This is a genomic window from Streptomyces sp. SCPE 10 (assembly GCF_051980735.1).
Lineage (GTDB): Bacteria > Actinomycetota > Actinomycetes > Streptomycetales > Streptomycetaceae > Streptomyces > Streptomyces misionensis.
The window spans coordinates 498,835-515,796 of the sequence record NZ_CP197069.1 but is presented as its reverse complement, the minus strand read 5'-3'; the positions used below and the strand labels follow the sequence as shown (position 1 = coordinate 515,796).

The 16,962-nt window shown below is 71.5% G+C and carries 18 protein-coding genes; 8 read left to right on the top strand and 10 right to left on the bottom strand.

Going from position 1 to position 16,962, the window contains the following annotated elements; translation table 11 throughout:
- Positions 1 to 263: 263 nt before the first annotated feature.
- Positions 264 to 1,136, top strand: coding sequence for an SGNH/GDSL hydrolase family protein (locus tag ACSP97_RS02410; RefSeq protein ID WP_440556203.1), 873 nt, complete (start codon positions 264 to 266; stop codon positions 1,134 to 1,136).
- A 34-nt stretch (positions 1,137 to 1,170) separates the two neighbouring features.
- Here the strand turns inward: ACSP97_RS02410 and ACSP97_RS02405 are convergent, their stop codons facing one another.
- Positions 1,171 to 1,971: an SDR family NAD(P)-dependent oxidoreductase gene (locus ACSP97_RS02405; protein WP_382015242.1), complete on the bottom strand. Its 801-nt coding sequence runs from the start codon at positions 1,969 to 1,971 to the stop codon at positions 1,171 to 1,173.
- Positions 1,972 to 2,058: 87 nt separating this feature from the next.
- Here ACSP97_RS02405 and ACSP97_RS02400 point away from each other — a divergent pair, with 87 nt between their 5' ends.
- Together ACSP97_RS02400 and ACSP97_RS02395 are read left to right on the top strand one after the other, a co-directional pair.
- The gene (locus tag ACSP97_RS02400; protein ID WP_440556202.1) at positions 2,059 to 2,910 is read left to right on the top strand and encodes a helix-turn-helix transcriptional regulator; all 852 of its coding nucleotides are present in this window, start codon (positions 2,059 to 2,061) and stop codon (positions 2,908 to 2,910) included.
- Positions 2,911 to 2,954: 44 nt separating this feature from the next.
- On the top strand, positions 2,955 to 3,344 hold the full coding sequence (locus tag ACSP97_RS02395; RefSeq protein ID WP_355152225.1) for a RidA family protein: 390 nt from the start codon (positions 2,955 to 2,957) through the stop codon (positions 3,342 to 3,344).
- 7 nt (positions 3,345 to 3,351) lie between these two features.
- On the opposite strand, the gene ACSP97_RS02390 is transcribed toward ACSP97_RS02395, so the two are convergent.
- Positions 3,352 to 4,551, bottom strand: coding sequence for a hypothetical protein (locus tag ACSP97_RS02390; RefSeq protein ID WP_358273230.1), 1,200 nt, complete (start codon positions 4,549 to 4,551; stop codon positions 3,352 to 3,354).
- A gap of 42 nt (positions 4,552 to 4,593) precedes the next feature.
- Here ACSP97_RS02390 and ACSP97_RS02385 point away from each other — a divergent pair, with 42 nt between their 5' ends.
- The 3 genes from ACSP97_RS02385 to ACSP97_RS02375 all read left to right on the top strand — a co-directional run bounded on the left by ACSP97_RS02385 (position 4,594) and on the right by ACSP97_RS02375 (position 6,334).
- Positions 4,594 to 4,902 carry a hypothetical protein gene (locus ACSP97_RS02385; RefSeq protein WP_440556201.1) on the top strand — a complete coding sequence of 103 codons (309 nt, stop codon included), beginning with the start codon at positions 4,594 to 4,596 and terminating at the stop codon, positions 4,900 to 4,902.
- Between the two features lie 107 nt (positions 4,903 to 5,009).
- Positions 5,010 to 5,147, top strand: a complete 138-nt coding sequence (locus ACSP97_RS02380; RefSeq protein ID WP_257585950.1) for a tryptorubin family RiPP precursor — start codon at positions 5,010 to 5,012, stop codon at positions 5,145 to 5,147.
- A gap of 134 nt (positions 5,148 to 5,281) precedes the next feature.
- On the top strand, positions 5,282 to 6,334 hold the full coding sequence (locus ACSP97_RS02375) for a cytochrome P450 (RefSeq protein ID WP_355152226.1): 1,053 nt from the start codon (positions 5,282 to 5,284) through the stop codon (positions 6,332 to 6,334).
- A 24-nt stretch (positions 6,335 to 6,358) separates the two neighbouring features.
- On the opposite strand, the gene ACSP97_RS02370 is transcribed toward ACSP97_RS02375, so the two are convergent.
- The 7 genes from ACSP97_RS02370 to ACSP97_RS02340 all read right to left on the bottom strand — a co-directional run bounded on the left by ACSP97_RS02370 (position 6,359) and on the right by ACSP97_RS02340 (position 13,666).
- Positions 6,359 to 7,243 carry a DMT family transporter gene (locus tag ACSP97_RS02370; RefSeq protein ID WP_355152227.1) on the bottom strand — a complete coding sequence of 295 codons (885 nt, stop codon included), beginning with the start codon at positions 7,241 to 7,243 and terminating at the stop codon, positions 6,359 to 6,361.
- 144 nt (positions 7,244 to 7,387) lie between these two features.
- Positions 7,388 to 9,142 carry a carbohydrate binding domain-containing protein gene (locus ACSP97_RS02365; protein ID WP_355152228.1) on the bottom strand — a complete coding sequence of 585 codons (1,755 nt, stop codon included), beginning with the start codon at positions 9,140 to 9,142 and terminating at the stop codon, positions 7,388 to 7,390.
- Positions 9,143 to 9,327: 185 nt separating this feature from the next.
- A complete protein-coding gene (locus ACSP97_RS02360; protein ID WP_070024955.1) occupies positions 9,328 to 9,609 on the bottom strand; it encodes a hypothetical protein in 282 nt (93 codons plus the stop codon).
- Between the two features lie 71 nt (positions 9,610 to 9,680).
- Positions 9,681 to 10,496 (bottom strand): ABC transporter permease, encoded by an 816-nt coding sequence (locus ACSP97_RS02355; RefSeq protein ID WP_382012385.1) that lies wholly within the window; start codon positions 10,494 to 10,496, stop codon positions 9,681 to 9,683.
- Between the two features lie 24 nt (positions 10,497 to 10,520).
- Positions 10,521 to 11,414 carry an ABC transporter permease gene (locus tag ACSP97_RS02350; RefSeq protein WP_440556200.1) on the bottom strand — a complete coding sequence of 298 codons (894 nt, stop codon included), beginning with the start codon at positions 11,412 to 11,414 and terminating at the stop codon, positions 10,521 to 10,523.
- Positions 11,415 to 11,417: 3 nt separating this feature from the next.
- Complete coding sequence (locus ACSP97_RS02345; RefSeq protein WP_355152231.1) at positions 11,418 to 12,611, bottom strand: ABC transporter substrate-binding protein; 1,194 nt, start codon at positions 12,609 to 12,611, stop codon at positions 11,418 to 11,420.
- 23 nt (positions 12,612 to 12,634) lie between these two features.
- Complete coding sequence (locus tag ACSP97_RS02340; protein WP_440556199.1) at positions 12,635 to 13,666, bottom strand: ABC transporter ATP-binding protein; 1,032 nt, start codon at positions 13,664 to 13,666, stop codon at positions 12,635 to 12,637.
- A 110-nt stretch (positions 13,667 to 13,776) separates the two neighbouring features.
- Here ACSP97_RS02340 and ACSP97_RS02335 point away from each other — a divergent pair, with 110 nt between their 5' ends.
- Positions 13,777 to 14,517, top strand: coding sequence for a FadR/GntR family transcriptional regulator (locus ACSP97_RS02335; RefSeq protein WP_355329712.1), 741 nt, complete (start codon positions 13,777 to 13,779; stop codon positions 14,515 to 14,517).
- A gap of 37 nt (positions 14,518 to 14,554) precedes the next feature.
- The gene (locus ACSP97_RS02330) at positions 14,555 to 15,319 is read left to right on the top strand and encodes a cache domain-containing protein (protein WP_358273072.1); all 765 of its coding nucleotides are present in this window, start codon (positions 14,555 to 14,557) and stop codon (positions 15,317 to 15,319) included.
- Between the two features lie 20 nt (positions 15,320 to 15,339).
- Here the strand turns inward: ACSP97_RS02330 and ACSP97_RS02325 are convergent, their stop codons facing one another.
- Complete coding sequence (locus ACSP97_RS02325; protein ID WP_355152235.1) at positions 15,340 to 16,818, bottom strand: glutamate--cysteine ligase; 1,479 nt, start codon at positions 16,816 to 16,818, stop codon at positions 15,340 to 15,342.
- Positions 16,819 to 16,962: the final 144 nt, after the last annotated feature.

Sequence of the window (16,962 nt, the reverse complement as noted above, 5' to 3'; positions counted from 1 at the left end):
GTGTCGACATCCCTTCCCGAACGGGTGAGTTGACGGCCGTGTCGTGTGCGCGATTCAAGAATTTCTGTCAATAAGGTTGACGCGCCGCTCGGGTGACCCCACATTACCTAGCGGTAACCCCCTGTTCACACACTTCGACGGCCGACCCACCCCCACCGCTCCGAGCCGCCGCGTCCTCGCGCACCAGCACGCTTCGGGTTCCGCCCTGTCCGCCGCGCCGGGTCCTCCACCGGGGCGGCACCAGAGAAGAGGGAGCACGCCCCATGATCAGACCTGCCCTGCGCCGTGTCGTCGCCGCGGCGTCCGCCCTCGCCGGCGCCCTGGCCCTCGGCCTCACCGCCGCCCCCGCCCAGGCCTCGGCGTCCCTCGACTACGCGGCCCTGGGGGACAGTTACAGCGCCGGCTCGGGCGTGCTGCCCGTCGACGCGAGCAATCTGCTCTGTATGCGGTCGACCGTGAACTATCCCCATGTCATTGCCGCCGCCACGGGCGCCCGGCTGACGGACGTCACCTGCGGCGGCGCGCAGACCAAGGACTTCACCCAGTCCCAGTACCCGGGTGTCGCGCCGCAGGCGGACGCGGTGAACTCCGGCACCGACCTGGTGACCCTGACCATCGGCGGCAACGACAACAGCACCTTCGTCAACGCCATCGTGGACTGCGGCACCGTGGGGGTGCTCAGCGCCGGCCAGGGCAGCCCCTGCAAGGACAAGTACGGCAGTTCCTTCGACGACGCGATCGACGCCAACACCTACCCGGCGCTCAAGAGCGCGCTGCTCGCCGTCAAGGCCAAGGCGCCCAACGCCCGGGTGGCGGTGCTGGGTTACCCGTGGATCGTGCCGGCCGCCGCCGACCCCTCCTGCTTCCTCAAGCTCCCGATCGCCTCCGGCGACGTGCCCTACCTGCGCGCGCTCCAGGCCCACCTCAACTCCGTCGTCCAGCGCGCCGCCACCGAGACCGGGGCCACCTTCGTGGACTTCTCCCAGGCGTCCGACGGGCACGACGCCTGCCGGCCCGCGGGCACCCGGTGGATCGAGCCGCTGCTGTTCGGGACGAACATCGTGCCCGTCCACCCCAACGCGCTCGGTGAGCAGCGCATGGCCGAGCGCACCATGAGCGCCCTCGGCCTCGGCTGACACGGGAGCCCGGTCGCCCCGGCCCGGACACGGTTCAGGCCAGGGCGCCGCCGTCGACCCGCAGCACCGTGCCGGTCACGAAGGAGGACCGGTCGCTCAGCAGCCACGCCGCCGCCTCGGCCACCTCCTCCGGGGCGGCCGCCCGGCGCAGCGGGCTCCCCGCCGTGATCCGCTCCCGGATGCCCGGCGACTCCGTCTCCCACTCCCGGGTCATCTCCGTCAGCGTGAAGCCGGGGGCGATCGCGTTCACCCGGATGCCCTCCGGGCCATAGGTCGCGGCGGCCGACGCGGTCAGGCTGTTGACCGCCCGCTTCATGGCACCGTAGACGGGCAGTTCGGCGTTGGCCCGCAGGCTGCCCACCGACGAGTTGTTGACGATGGCGCCGGTCTTGGCGGTGGCCCGGATGGCCGCGACCTCGGCGGCCATGGCCAGCCAGACGCCCTTCAGGTTCACCGCGTAGACCTGGTCGAAGTCGTCCTCCGGAACCTGGTCCAGGGGGCCGGGGCGCTGGAGCGTCGCACCGTTGTTGAAGGCGATGTCGAGACGGCCGTACCGGTCCACGACGCGGTCCACGGCGGCGCGCACGCTCGCCGCGTCCGCCAGGTCGCACACCACGTGGTCCGCGGTGCCGCCCGCCGCCCGGATCTCCTCGCTCACCGCCCTCAGCTGCTCCTCCGTCCGGGCCGCGAGCAGCACCTTGGCCCCCTCCCGGGCGAACAGCCGCGCCGCCGCGGCCCCGATGCCCCGCCCGGCGCCGGTGACGAAGGCGACCTTCCCGGCCAGCAGCCCGGCCGGAGCGGTCCGGTATGCGGCGGTTTCATATGCGTTGTTCATGGACAACAGCCTGCGCCTGCCGGCGCGGCCGATCCAGGTACCAGGTGTACCTGGATCGGCCGCCCGCGGCAGCGGCACACTGGTGGGGTGGACAGAGTGGAACTGGGCGCCTTCCTGCGCAGCAGGCGCGAGCGGATCGGACCGGCCGACGTCGGTCTGCCCGTCGGACCGCGCCGCCGCACCCCGGGGCTGCGACGCGAGGAGGTGGCGGCGCTGGCGTTCATCTCGGCCGAGTACTACACCCGCCTCGAACAGGCCCGCGGCCCGCGCCCCTCGCGCGAGGTGCTGTCCGGGCTGGCCCGGGCCCTGCGGCTGACCGACGCCGAACGCGACCATCTGCACGAGCTGGCGGGTGCCCCGCGGAGCGCCGCGCCCGGACCCCCGCGCGAGGTGCGGCAGAGCATCCTCGACCTGGTGCACCGGCTGCCGGGATCCGCCGCCTTCGTCACCTCGGCCACCCTGGAGGTGCTCGCCTGGAACGACCTGGCCGCCGCCCTCATGGAGGACTTCTCGGCCCTGTCACGCCGCGACCGCAACCTGGCGCGCCGTGCCTTCCTCGGGCCCCGGGACGAGGGCCCGAGCCTGTACGGGGTGTCCGACGCCACCGCCTTCGCACGGCACGCGGTGTGCCGTCTGCGCGGTGCCGCCGCCCGCTACCCGGACGACCCCGAGGTGTCAGCCCTGATCCGCGAACTGCACTGCGGCAGCGAGGAGTTCGCCCGGCTGTGGGCCTCCCACGAGGTGGACGCCGAGCCGACGCTGAGCAAGACCTTCCGGCATCCGCTGGTCGGACCGGTCACCGTCGCCTGCGACGCGCTGGAACTGACCGACCGCGACCAGCAGGTCGTCATCTACACCGCCGTTCCCGGCTCGTCCTCCGAACAGGCCCTGCGGCTGCTGGCGGTCGTCGGCACCCAGCGGATGACCGCGCCCGGCTGAGCGCGGTTGGACGCGGCGGTGCCCGGCCGCCTAGCGTTCCGGCCATGACGGAGCGACGCGCGATCCTCGGTGGTTCCGCCTTCGAGGAACAGATCGGTTACGCCCGGGCCGTGGTCGACGGTGATCGGGTGCATGTGTCCGGGACCACCGGGTTCGACTACACCACCATGACGATCTCGGACGACGTGGTGGAACAGGCCGAGCAGTGCCTGCGCAACATCGGGGCGGCGCTGGCCGAGGCGGAGTGCGGTTTCGCCGATGTGGTGCGGGTGCGCTATCTGCTGCCCGACCGCGCGGACTTCGAGCCCTGCTGGCCGGTGCTGCGCGCCTGCTTCGGCGAGATCCGCCCGGCCGCCACCATGATGGAGTGCGGCCTCGCCGACCCGCGGATGAAGATCGAGATCGAGGTGTACGCGCGCCGCCCGGCGAAGTGACGCCCGCTCAGCCCCGCTTGGCCGGGCGCAGGAACGAACTCCAGCCGCCCGCCGGCTTCTCGCCGACCTCCAGGGTGCGCAGCAGCGCGAGGATCGCCGGGTCCTGGACGTCGAGCCAGTCGGTGAACTGGCGGAAGGAGACCAGCCGGACCTCCGGCCGCCCGGCGATCTGCCGCAGCGCGTCCTCGGCCGCGTCCATGTAGATGCCGCCGTTCCACTGCTCGAAGTGGTTGCCGATGAACAGCGGCGCCCGGTTCGTCTCGTAGGCCCGGTCGAAGCCCGCCATGTACGCCTGGGACGTCTGGGCGCGCCAGTAGGGGTAGTTGTACGAAGGGGCCCGCGTCGAGTTCCGCGACTGGTTGGCCAGCATGTTCCAGTCCATGGACAGCACCTCGAAGCCGCGCCCGGGGAACGGGATGCTCTGCAGCGGCAGATCCCACAGCCCGTCCCGTTTGCGCGGCCAGCGCTGCACCCCGCCCGGCGACGAGGCGTCGTAGCGCCAGCCCAGTTCGCGCGCGGCGGGCAGCAGGTTCTCCTGGCCGAGCAGACAGGGGGTGCGGCCGCCCACGAGTTCCTTGTCGTAGTCGAAGGGCAGTGGCGGCTCGTCGCGCCAACCGGTGTTCGTGCGCCAGGACTTGACGAACGACCGGGCCTGCTCGATCTCCGAGCGCCACTGGGCCGGCGTCCAGTCGCCCACCGATCCGGAGCCCTCGCAGAAGTGCCCGTTGAAGTGCGTGCCGATCTCGTGCCCGTCGAGCCATGCCTGGCGGACGTACTTCAGGGTCAGCCGGATGTGCTCGTCGGTGAGGTAGCCGATGTCCGAGGCGCCGACCGGGTTGTTCGGCGGCCGGTACAGCCGCTTCTTGTCCTCCGGCAGCAGGTACAGGCCGGACAGGAAGAAGGTCATCCGGGCGTCGTGGGCGCGGGCCAGTTCCAGGAAGCGGGGGAAGAGCCCGGTGCCGAGTTCGCCCGCGCCGTCCCAGGAGAACACCACGAACTGCGGCGGTGTCTCGCCCGGTTCGAGCGCGGTGGGCGCTTCCGGCTGGTTCGGCTGGCGTCCGGTGTACGAGGTCGAGCCGTCGCCGATCAGCCGGGGCGCCTGCCGCTGCCCGCCGGGGCCCGACGAGCCGAACCAGCCGTCCCCGCCGCATCCGCTCAGCGTGCCGACGGCCACGCCGAGACCGGCGCCGAGGCCGAGGCGCGCCATGCTCCGGCGGCTGATTCCCTGGGCCGTCACACCATCGCCTCCTTGATCGTCGTGAACGACACCTCGCACGATAAGGACGATAAGCCTATGAAACGGGACATTGAGTGCGGCGTGGTGAGTAAAAGGGCGTCAGAAGATGAATGGGTGCCGTCGTCCGCCTGCTCGGCATGTGCACATCCGGCCATTCTGTCGACGGCGAACCTCGCGGCGACCTGCCGCCGTGCGTCCGCCCTCGCTGTCACGCCGTCCGGCATCCGAACGATCGGCACGGCCTGCGATCAGTACGGAAAGAGTGGTGACCGGGTCGGCGCTCGCTTGTTGCGATATCCAGTCAAGATGGATCGCCACTGACGGAAGAATGACCGAAAGTGACTACCTGGCAAGTTCGTTGTGTTCGGCCGGGATTATTCGGTGGATGGGTGAGGGAAGTTTCCGGGAGTCGCCGACACGTGATCTTCATGGGTTCGCCCCGGGAGGACGCGCGTCACCCGCCCATCCCGAAAGGAGGTGCAGAGATGAAGCTTCTCTTCTCCATCCGCAACAAGGTCGCGGCCGGCAAGAGCCTCAAGGCGAGCGCCTGGTACATCTGGTACTGACGGCGCATCGCAGCCACGTACCGCGCTTGACATCGTTGTCCGGCCGTGCTCCGTGCGAGCCGGCCGGGCAGCGCTGTCCCACCGCCGCGCGGTCTCCCCTCGCCCCCCCGTTTCGTCGCATCGGAGCGCCAGCCATGCCGCCGTCGCCGTCGTCCGCAGCGCTCAAGCGCACCACCGTGCTCCACCCGCGGCTCGCCGCGCTCATCCGCGACCACCTGGGCCAGGACCTCTTCCGGCTGGAACCCGACACCATCGGCGTCGCCGGACCCGAGGTCGCCGACCGCATCCTCGCCGCGCGCCGGGCCACCGAGACCGAGCGCCCCACGTTCAAGCCGCTCCAGGGCCGGTCCATCACCCGCGCCGAGGCCTCCCAGATCACCCGCACCATCGGCAACGACGTGCGCGAGGCCCTGGCCGGACCGGTGCCCGAGAACGTCGACCTCACCGGCTCCTGGCCGCTGACCGGCCACCTCTTCCTGCGCGACCTCATCCTCGGCCGGGATCCCCGGCGGCTGCGCATGCTGATGAGCCGGACCCTCGAACTCACCCCCAAGCTCACCTGGTCGGTCATCGCGGTCGGCGCCGCCCTGCCCGGCTGGCCCCGCCCCGGCGACCGGCTCACCGGACTCGCCGAGCGCACCGCGCGGGCCGAGGGCTACCAGGAACGCCGGTACGCGATGGGCATGTACCGCAGGGCCGCCGCCCCGGTCTGCTTCACCGTCTCCACCCTGGTGGCCAACGCGCTCTGGCTGGGCTCGCCCTTCGCCGAGGGCACGCCGAACCGCAACATCATCCTGGAGTCGCTGCGCCTGCTGCCGCCCTCCTGGAACCTGCTGCGCAACGCCTCCCCCGAGTACCCGGCGATCGACGACCGGATCGGCACCGGGGACGACGTCCTGCTGCTGCCCCTGCTCTCCCACCGCGACCCGGCCCTGTGGGACGACCCCGACACCTTCCGTCCCGAGCGCTGGGACCATCTGGACCCCGAGGACACGCCCGGCTATCTCCCCTTCGGCCACTCCTCGGAGCGCTGCTGGGGCCGGCACATGGTCATGCCGCTCGCCGAACTGCTCCTCGACCTGATCAGGGGCGCCGGGCTGGTCGTCGATCCCGGACAGCGGGTCGCCAAGGTGCCCCTGCTCGGGCTGCTCGGCGTGGACGACATACGGCTGGTGCGCCCGAGCTGACCCGGCGCGCGACCCCGTCCCCGCTCAGCCGGCGGCCTCCTCGCCCTTGGCCGTGGCATCCGGGACGACCGCGATGTGCTGCACGGCCCGGCTCAGCACCAGCACGCCCGCCACGATCAGCAGCGCTCCGCACGCCTGCGGCACCAGCCACCAGCCCGTGCGCACCTGCTCCCGGAGCAGGGCGATGCCCAGCACGAGGCTCACCATCGCGTCGCCGATGGTCAGCGCCGGCTGGGCCGCGACCAGCGGGCCCGCCTGGAGCGCGTTCTCCAGCAGCAGCACCGCGGCCACCCCGGCGAGCGCGAAACCGTACGTCTGCCAGGACCGCAGGAACGCCAGGAAGCCCTCGTCGGCGAACGTGCCCGAGGCCGACTTCAGCAGCGCGGCGGTCAACGCGTTGCCGGTGGCGGAGGCGGCCGCCAGCAGCGCGGCACGCCGCGCCGCCGGGCGCCCGGGGGTGGCCAGCAGCACACAGCCCGCCATGGCGCCGACGCACAGGGACAGTGCCGGGATCCACCGGCTGAGCGGGGCCTGGTCGAGCGCCCCGTGCGGCGCGGCCGCGGCCAGCAGCATCGCCAGGCCCAGCACACAGCCCGCCACGCCCCACCAGCCCCAGTGCGGCAGCCGCCGGTGCATCAGCGGGGCGGCGACCAGCAGCGCGAAGGGCAGTTCCAGGATGAACAGCGGCTGGACCAGCGCCAGCGGGCCGTTGACCAGGGCCAGGCTCTGGAACAGGGCCGCGCCGACCACGCCGATCATGCCCAGCACCCAGAAGGGCCGGCGCACCAGCTCCGCGAGCAGCCGGATCCCGCCGCGGCTGCTCGCGGCGGCGGCCTTGCGCTGGAACGCGGTGCCGACGGCGTTGCTCGCCGCGCCCGCCACCGCGAACGCCGCGGCCAGTTCGATCACGACCTGTCTCCCGCCTGCACCGAAGGGGCCTCGGGCTCCTTCAGCCTACGGAAGCGGGCGGGACGGCCGCCGCACGAGCCGCTCCTACGGCGACCGAGCCCACCCGGTTCGGTCACACCGGGTGGGCTCGGCCGCGGGAACGGGTCAGGAGAGGGCGAGGTCGTCGGCGTAGACGGTGCCCTGGCCGTACCAGCCGTGCACGTACACGGTGACCGTGCCGGAGGAGCCGGTGGTGAACGGCACCGACAGCTTCTGCCAGGACGAGGACGAGGTCCAGGTGCTGGCCGTCGCGCCGCCGCTCACGCCGAGGTAGGCGTACGAGCCCTGCACCCAGCCCTGCAGCGTGTACGACGTGTTCGGCTTGAGGGTGAGGGTCTGGGCGCACTGGCCGGTCGCCGAGGAGGTCGGGTCGGTCTTCAGGGCGTGGCTGCCGCCGTGCACCGGGGAGGAGACCACGGAGGCCCCGCTGTCGCAGGTCCAGGGCGTCAGCGAGCCGCTTTCGAAGTCACCGTTGGCCAGGGCCGTGGGGGTGCCGCCGCCGGTCCCGTTCACGGTCAGGTTGAAGGTGGAGCTGTGCTTGGTCGAGCCCGCCGTGCCGGTGACGGTCAGCTGGTAGCTGCCCGGCGCGGTGGAGGCGGCCGTCTTCACGGTGAGCGTGGCGCCGGAGCCGGCGGTGACCGAGGTCGGGCTGAGGGTCGCCGTGACGCCGCTCGGCGCGCCGCTGACCGCCAGGGCGACGGACTGGGCGCTGCCCGAGGTCACCGAGGTCTTCACGGACGCCGTGGTGGAACCACCGGGGTCGACCGAGGCGGTGGCGGGGGAGAGGGAGACCGAGAAGTCGTTGGCCGGCGGGGTGGTCGTACCGCCCGAGAACGGCGCGAAGGTGTGCGAGAAGTACCAGGTGTCCTGGCTGATGCCGGAGCACCTGTCGGAGCCGCCGGTGCCGGGGCAGCCGCCGTTGTCACGCTGGAGGGCCCAGAAGGAGAGGGTGTTCAGGCCCTTGGACACGGCCCAGTTGTACACCGCGGGGGCGTCGTCGGTGGTGAAGGTCTCGGCCGGCCCGTAGTCGTCGATGCCGGGCATCTCGGTGACGCCGATCATGTTCCACAGCTGGCTGTCCGAGAGGTTCGGGTAGAGCGAGGCCAGCTGGTTGTGCAGCCCGGTCGCGGCCGTCTGGGTGTCGGTGGCCATGTGGTGGGTGGCACCGTCGTAGTAGTCGAACGTCATGAGGTTGACGACGTCGACCTTGGCGCCCGCGTTCTTGGCGCTGCGCAGCACGGCGAGCCCGTTGTCGGCGAGGCCGCTCGTCGTGGTCGGCAGGGTGTAGGAGAACTGCACCGAGCGCCCGTTGGCGGCGGCCCAGTCCTGCACCTTCTTGATCGCCTGGTTGCGGCGGTCGATGCCGGCCTGGTTGGTCAGCGAGTTGTCCTCGACGTCCATGTCCAGGCGGGAGACGTCGTAGGTGGTGATGATCTTCTCGTAGGCGGCGGCGATGGAGTCGACGCTGGTGCAGCTGTCGGCGATCTCCGTGCCGCCGTTGTCGGCCGCGTACCCGCCGAGCGAGGGGATCACGTCGCCGCCGCGCGAGCGGATGGTGGTGAAGTCGGAGCCGAAGACGGAGGAGGTGACGGGGGTGCTGGTGTCACCGTTCCAGTACGGGGTGCAGGAGCCCTTCTTCTCCGTCTGGAGGAAGGCCATGGTCAGGTACTTGACGCCGGAGGACTGGGCGAGGGCGGCGGGGCTGTCGCCGTTGTAGGCCTCGAAGTAGGGCGCGAAGACGTGCGCGGGCAGCGGAGTCGCCGCTTGCGCGGTGCCCCCGAGCCCCAGGGCCAGGCCCGCCGACGCGGCCAGGGTGGCCACGCCGGTGAGCAGGGCGCGTACGGATCTCGGACGTGTCATCGGGTACTCCCGGATAGCGAACGACAGTCGATCGGGCGGGGGTGTCGCACGGTAGGGCCCGGCCGGGGCTATTGGTCTAGGCCATGATTGGTCTGGACCAAACTCCGGTCAAGGTACGGGAGCCGCCTTTTTGCCTTGTCGTGAATCAGTCAACCAATGTCCGCGCGCCCGGTATTGACGTCTTGTCAGGTCGCGCGGGTGCCGCCGCCCCGGCGAATGCGGCCCAGCAGGTCCCGGTGATAGGCGGCCAGTTGCCCCGCGGGCACGGGGGCCGGACTGCCGGTCAGGGTGTACCAGGTGTCGCCGCCGAAGTGCTGGACGGCGACGCGCGCACTGCGGCCGTCGGACCGCAGGATCGTCGCCACGGTGAGATCACCGGTGATGACGCCGATCTCGTCCGTCATCGCCCCGCCGGGACCCGCGGTGACCCGGTCGACATAGCTGTTCACGCTGGGAGGGTTGGTCATGGGCCGCAGGGTCGCACCAACCCGCCCGGCACGCCCGGACCGGCCCTCGCCCGCGCGTGTCCGGGCCCGGCTCACACCCGGCTGGAGGTCGCCGTGTCCGCGGACAGCCGCTGGGCGAGATAGATCGGCACCACCGACACCAGCACCAGGACGGCGGCCACCACGTTGACCACCGGTGCCTGCTGAGGCCGTGTCATGTTGCCGAAGATCCAGATGGGCAGCGTCTCGATGCCGGGCCCCGCGGTGAAGGTGGTGACCACGACCTCGTCGAAGGAGAGCGCGAAGGAGAGCAGCGCGCCCGCGAGCAACGCCGAACGCACCAGCGGGAAGGTGACGTCCAGGAAGGCCCGGAACGTGTTCGCGCCGAGGTCCATCGCCGCCTCCTCGTACGACGCCGTCGTCCGCCGCAGCCGCGCCACCACGTTGTTGAACACCACGACGACGCAGAACGTGGCATGCCCGACGATCACCGTGAACAGCCCGAGCCCCACGCCGAGCGGCCGGAGCACCGTACCGAAGGCCGAGTTGAGGGCGATCCCGGTGACGATGCCGGGCAGCGCGATCGGCAGCACCACGATGAACGACACCGTGCCACGCCCGAAGAAGCGGTGCCGGGCCACGGCGAACGCGATCAGCGTGCCGAGGGCGAGTGCGATCGCCGTGGCCCCGAGCCCCGCCTTCACCGACACCCACAGGGCGTGCCGGGCACCGGTGTCGTGCACGGCCGCCGCCCACCAGCGCCCGGTCAGCCCCGGCGGCGGCCAGCTCGCGCTGCGGTCCGGGTTCAGGGAGTTGACGAGGACCAGCAGCAACGGGACGTAGATCACCGCGAATCCGATCCCGGCGCCGATGCGCAGGGCGATGCGGGCACTGCGGCCAAGATGCAACGTCTCATCCTCTCCGGGGACCGGTCACAGACTGTTCAGGGCGCCCGTACGGCGGATCGCCAGCAGATAGACGACGATCACCACCACCGGGACCGTGCCGAGCGCGGCGGCCATCGGCAGGTTCAACTCGATGTTGGAGTACACGAGATTGCCGATCAGCTGCGTCTTGCCGCCGACGATCTGCACGGTGATGTAGTCGCCGAGGCTCAGCGAGAAGGTGAACACCGAACCCGCGGCCACCGACGGCAGCACCATCGGCAGCACCACCGAGCGGAAGGTGCGCCCCGCGCGGGCCCCGAGGTCCGCCGACGCGTCGAGCAGCTGCGCCGGCAGCTGTTCCAGCGCGGTGTGGATCGGCAGGATCATGTACGGCAGCCACAGGTACGTCAGGGTGAGCACCGTGGCCGGCAGCCCGAACCCGGGGCCGCTCAGTCCGAACGGCGCGAGCAGCCAGTCGGCGAGCCCGCCCTGGGACAGTATGAGCCGCCAGGCGTACACCTTGACCAGGTAACTCGCCCACAGCGGGGTGAGGATGGCCACCACCAGCAGCGGACGCCGGCGCGGCGGGGCCACGCGCGCGGTGTAGAAGGCGACCGGGAAGGCGATCAGCGCGCACAGCACGGTCACCGCGAGCGCCACGCCCACGCTGCGCGCGATCACCTCGCGGAACACCGGCACCGTCACCAACTGGTCGAAGTTGTCCGTCGACCAGACCTTCACCACCTGCGAGGTGAAGGAGTCGGTGGTCCAGAAGGCGGAGGCGAACAGCACCGCCAGCGAGCCGAGGTAGAGCACGGCCAGCCACAGCAGCGGCGCGGTGAGCAGCAGGGCCAGCCGCAGCCGGGGCCGGCGGTGCAGCGCCCCGGCGAGCCGGCGGACGGTGCCCGGCCGGGCGGCGCTCGTCGCTTCACCGGCCACGGCTCAGCCCTTGATCTCGGTCCAGGCCTGCACCCACTTCGCGTAGGGCACGCACTTCACGTCGGTACGGCCGTCCAGGCACTGCTCGATGGGCGTGTTCCAGAAGGCGATCCGCTTCCAGTAGTTCTCGTCGGCCGCGTGGTAGACCGAGCAGAAGTTGCGGTCCTTGGTCTGCGCGCACGCCTTGGAGTTGGCGGGCGCCTCCCCGAAGTACTCGGCGACCTCGGCGTTGACCTTGGGCGAGACGATCCAGTTCAGCCATTTGTAGGCGCAGTTGGGGTGCTTGGCCTTGCTGGAGACCATCCAGGTGTCCGACCAGCCGGTCGAACCCTCCTTCGGCACCAGCGCCTTGACCTTGGCGCCCTCGGAGGCGGCGAGGTTGGCGATCACCTGCCAGGTGGTGCCGACGACCGAGTCACCGCTCTTGAAGGCCGAGACCTCCTTGAGGTAGTCGCCCCAGTACTCGCCGATGTCGGCGTTCTGCCGCTTCAGCAGCGCCACGGCCGCGTCGAACTGCTTCTGGTCCAGCGCGTACGGGTTCTCGATCTTCAGCTCCGGCCGGGTGGCCTTCAGATACAGGGCCGCGTCGGCGATGTAGATCGGCGAGTCGTACGCCGTGACATGGCCCTTGTACGCCGATGCCCGGTCGAAGACCGCCGACCAGGAGGTGGGCGCGGGCCGTACCTTCTGCGTGTTGTACATCAGCAGGTTGGCGCCCCGGCCGTGCGGGATGCCGTACATCTTCCCGTCGACGGAGTTCCAGGCACCGTTCTTCAGTCCGCTGAAGACGTCCTTGTAGTTGGGCACCAGATCGGTGTTGACGGGGGCCGCGTCACCGGAGGCGATCAGGCGCAGCGAGGCGTCACCGGAGGCGGAGACGGCGTCGTAGTCGCCGGTCTTCATCAGCTTGACCATCTCGTCCGAGCTGGCGGCGACCTTGGAGTGGACCTGGCAGCCCGTCTGCTTCTCGAAGTCGCCGACCCAGTTCACCTTGGGGTCGTCGGAGCCGTCCTCGACATAGCCGGCCCAGGCGATCAGATCGACCTGCCCCTCCGTCCTGCCGAGTTTCGTGGGCGCCTTCAGATCGGGCGGGTTCAGGCCGGTGGAGGACGTCGAGCCGGAGGAGTCGCAGGCGGCGGCGAGCAGCAGCGCGGCGCCGACACAGGCGGCGGTGCGCAGGGTTCGGGTGAGACGCACGGCGTTTCTCCAAGAGGTGGGGGTCAGGAGGGCAGGCGGACGGCGTGGCGGCGGTGCCACTGGAGGCGGACCCGGCTGCCCCGGTAGGCGGCGACGTCCTCGGCGGAGGTCTCCAGGTTCTGCTGCATCGCGGTGAGCCGGCCGCCGCCGTCGAGGTCGACCAGGAAGCGGGTGGCGTCGCCGAGGTAGACGGCATCGGCGACCGTACCGGTGACGGTGGTGTGCTCCGGTTCGTCCGTCTCCGCGGACTCCTTCAGGACACGGATCTTCTCCGGGCGGATGTTGTAGGTGCCCGGGGCGCCGGCGATCCGGTGGGCCACCTCGCCGTCCAGCAGGTTGGAGGTGCCGACGAACGAGGCGACGAAGGGGGTGGCCGGGCGTTCGTAGATCTCCGCGGGCGTGCCGACCTGGGCGATGCGGCCCTGCTCGAAGACGGCGATCCGGTCGCTCATCGTCAGCGCCTCCTGCTGGTCGTGGGTGACGAACACGAAGGTGATCCCCACCTCCCGCTGGATCGCCTTGAGTTCGACCTGCATCTGCTCGCGCAGCTTGAGGTCGAGGGCACCGAGCGGCTCGTCGAGCAGCAGGACCCGGGGGCGGCCGACGAGGGCGCGGGCGAGCGCGACGCGCTGCCGCTGCCCGCCGGACAGCTGGGCGGGCCGCCGCCCGCCGTAGCCCTCCAGCCGCACCTCGGCGAGCGCCTCCCGGGCCCGGGCCAGGCGTCGGGCCTTCGGCACCTTGCGGATCTTCAGCGCGTACGCCACGTTCTGCTCGACCGTCATGTGCGGGAACAGCGCGTAGTCCTGGAAGACGGTGTGCACGTCCCGCTCGAACGGGGCGAGCCCGGTGACCTCCTGCCCGGCCAGCTCGATCCGGCCCGCGTCGGGCGTCTCGAACCCGGCGACGAGCCGCAGCACCGTGGTCTTCCCGGAGCCGGACGGGCCGAGCATCGAGAAGAACTCGCCGTCCCGGATCTCCAGATCGACCCCCGCCACGGCGGTCGTCCCGCCGAACGACTTGCGCAGGTCCTGTAGCCGGATCGCAATTCCCTCCATGGGGGAACCTTTCTGGCGCCCTGTACGTTGACGGCAAACATATGAAGTCATAGTTCTCAACTCAAGAGCCCGTTGGGGTAAAGCTTGAGTCAACGCACGAGGTGATGACCGTGAGGCAGGACCAGGCGGACGGCGGTGCCCGCAGTGCCGTCTTCAGTCCGGTGGACACCCGGGCCCGCGTGGACACGGTCGTCCGCCGGCTCGGCGACGCGATAGAACTGGGCCTCCTCGCCGACGGCGAACAGCTGCCGGGCGAGACCGAACTCGCGGGCCGGCTCGGCGTCTCCACCGTCACCCTGCGGGAGGCGCTCATGGCGCTGCGCCAGCAGGGCCTGGTCATCACCCGCCGGGGCCGCGGCGGGGGCAGCTTCGTCTCGCTGCCCGACACCCCCGCCGAGGACCGGCTCCGGACCCGGCTGCGCGGCTGGAGCACCGAGGAACTGCGCGACCTCGGCGACCACTGGGCCGCCCTGTCCGGAGCCGCCGCACGGCTCGCCGCGCAGCGCACCGAACCCGAGGACCTGCGCCAACTGCGGCGCACGGCCGAAGCGTTGGACCAAGCCGTGGACGCGTCCGCCCGCAGCCGCCTGTACGGCCGCTTCCACGTCGAACTCGCCGCCGCCGCCCAGTCCGCGCGCCTCACCCGTGAACAGGTCGCGCTCCAGGGCGAGGTGGGCGCACTGCTCTGCCTGGTCCTGGCCGACCCCGCATATCGTGAAGAAGTTGCGGACCGGCAGCGCCGACTGCTGCGCTCCGTGCAGGATGGGGCCCACGAAACGGCCGGTCCGCTGGCCGAGCGGTGCGTCAGGGAGTCGACGGCGCGGCTCGTCGCGGTACGCCTCACCCTCTGACCGCGCCGCGTCCGGTCACCGTCCGCTGGAGGACACCATGGGCGTCAGCCCCGGGCTCGCCGCCCCCGGCACGGATACGGCGCTGTGGGTGGCCGAGCGGGTGGGCGGTGCGCTGGAGGCCGTCTTCGAGGCGGTCGCCGCGATCCGCGCCGACACGGCCGCCCTGCTCACCCGGGCGATCGCGCAGGGCCGCCGGCCGGCCGCCGCCGACCTCGCGGCCCTCCGCCCCGCCCTGCACCGGCACCTCACCGAGGGGGAACTGGTCTCCGGGGCCGGCTTCGTCGCGGCCCCCGGACTGCTCGCCGGCGTGCCCGCCTGGCTGGAGTGGTGGCAGCGCGGTGCCGACGGCGGCATACGGCCCCTGCTGCCCGACCTCGACCCCGGCCGCTCGGCGTACTCCGACTACACCCACTGGGACTGGTTCGCGCTGCCCCGCGACACCGGGCGGCGGGCCGTGGCCGGACCCTACGTGGACTACCTCTGCTCCGCCGAGTACAGCCTCACCCTCTCCGAACCGGTCCATCTCCAGGGCGAGTTCGCCGGAGTGGCCGCCGCGGACGTGTATCTGCGGCACTTCGAGGCAGCCGTGCTCCCGCTGCTGCGGCAGCTCGCGCGTCCCGCCCATCTGGTGAACGCCCGCGGCCGGGTGGCCGCCTCCGCGGATCCCGCGCATCTGGCCGGATCCCTCACCCGGGGACCCGACTTCGCGGAACTGCTGCTCGGCGGCGCGCGGACCGGGACGCACCAGGAGATGCGGCTGGTGCCGTGCCGGGGAGTCCCGCTGGTGCTCGTCCTGGCCTGACCGCCCCGGGGCGCCGGTGCTCAGTCGACGGGCCAGGTGTGCACCGGGGCGTTGAGGTGCATGTAGTCGATGTACAGCTGGGTCATCCGGCGCAGCGCCTCGTGCCGGCCGGCGTGCGTGCTGTCCACGATGTGGTGGAACATCTCCTTCTGCCACACGGCCCCGTTGCGGCCCGCCACACAGCGCTGCTCGATGATCCCGAGCAGCGGCTCCCGCCACGCCTCGTCCATCCCGGAGAGTTCGAGGCCGCGATGGGCGAGCGGCAGCAGCCGGCGCAGCACCAGTTCGGGGACGGTCACCTCGCCCACCCCCGGCCAGTACAGCAGCGCGTCGATGCCGTGCCGGGCGGCGGTGTGCAGATTGTCCTCGGCGGCCTGGAAGGACATCCGCGACCACACCGGACGGTCCTCCTCCACCAGCGCCCGGGTGAGCCCGTAGTAGAAGGCGCCGTTGGCGAGGGTGTCGGCGACGGTCGGCCCGGCGGGCAGCACCCGGTTCTCCACGCGGATGTGCGGACGGTCGTGGGAGACGGCGTAGACGGGCCGGTTCCAGCGGTAGATGGTGCCGTTGTGCAGGGTGAGTTCGCCGAGTTCGGGCACGTCACCGCGGTCCAGGGTCTCCGCCGGGTCCTGCTCGTCGCACAGGGGGAGCAGGGCCGGGAAGTAGCGCAGGTTCTCCTCGAACAGGTCGAAGACGCTGTTGATCCACCGCTCCCCGAACCACACCCGGGGCCGTACGCCCTGCACCTTGATCTCCTGCGGGCGGGTGTCCGTGGCCTGCTCGAACAGCGGGATGCGGGTCTCGTGCCACAGCTCCTTGCCGAACAGGAAGGGCGAGTTCGCCGCGAGCGCCACCTGGATGCCGGCGATGGCCTGCGCGGCGTTCCAGTAGCCGGCGAACTCGTCGGGGGAGACCTGGAGGTGGAACTGGGTGCTGGTGCAGGCGGCCTCCGGGGTGATGCTGTCCGCGTAGGTGCGCAGCCGGTCGACGCCGTCCACCTCGATGCGCAGGTCCTCGCCGCGGGCGGCGAACACCTGGTCGTTGAGCAGCCGGTAGCGGGGGTTCTCCGACAGGGTCTCCTCGCCGATGTCCTTCTGTTCCAGGGTGGGCAGGATGCCGACCGTGATCAGCCGGGCGCCGACCGAGCGGGCCCGCTCGTCGGCGTGGTCCAGCGCGGCCCGGATCTCCGACTCCCAGGCGTCCGGGCCGCCCGCCGTCAGCCGCCGCGGCGGCACGTTGATCTCCAGGTTGAACCGGCCCAGCTCGGTGGCCCAGGCGGGGTCGGAGATCGCGTCCAGCACGGCACTGTTGCGCATGGCCGGCTCGGCGTCCTCGTCCACCAGATTCAGTTCGATCTCCAGACCGACCTGCGGACGCTCGGACTCGAACCGTTCCTCCCGCAACATCTTCGCGAACGCGTCCAGGCACTCCTGCATCTTGATCCGGTACCGTCGGCGGTCCTCGCGGGTGAACACGAGCGCCGGGACGTCTCGCCCCATCGGCCCTCCAGGATGACCCCTCGTCGGACAGTCTCCCCCCAATGTCGCACCATCGCGGGGGGCCCACCATGCGGATGGGGGAGGGGGCGGGCCCGTACCGGGGCGGCGGGAAACCGGGCGCGTTCGCCGGGCCCGCGGGTGGTG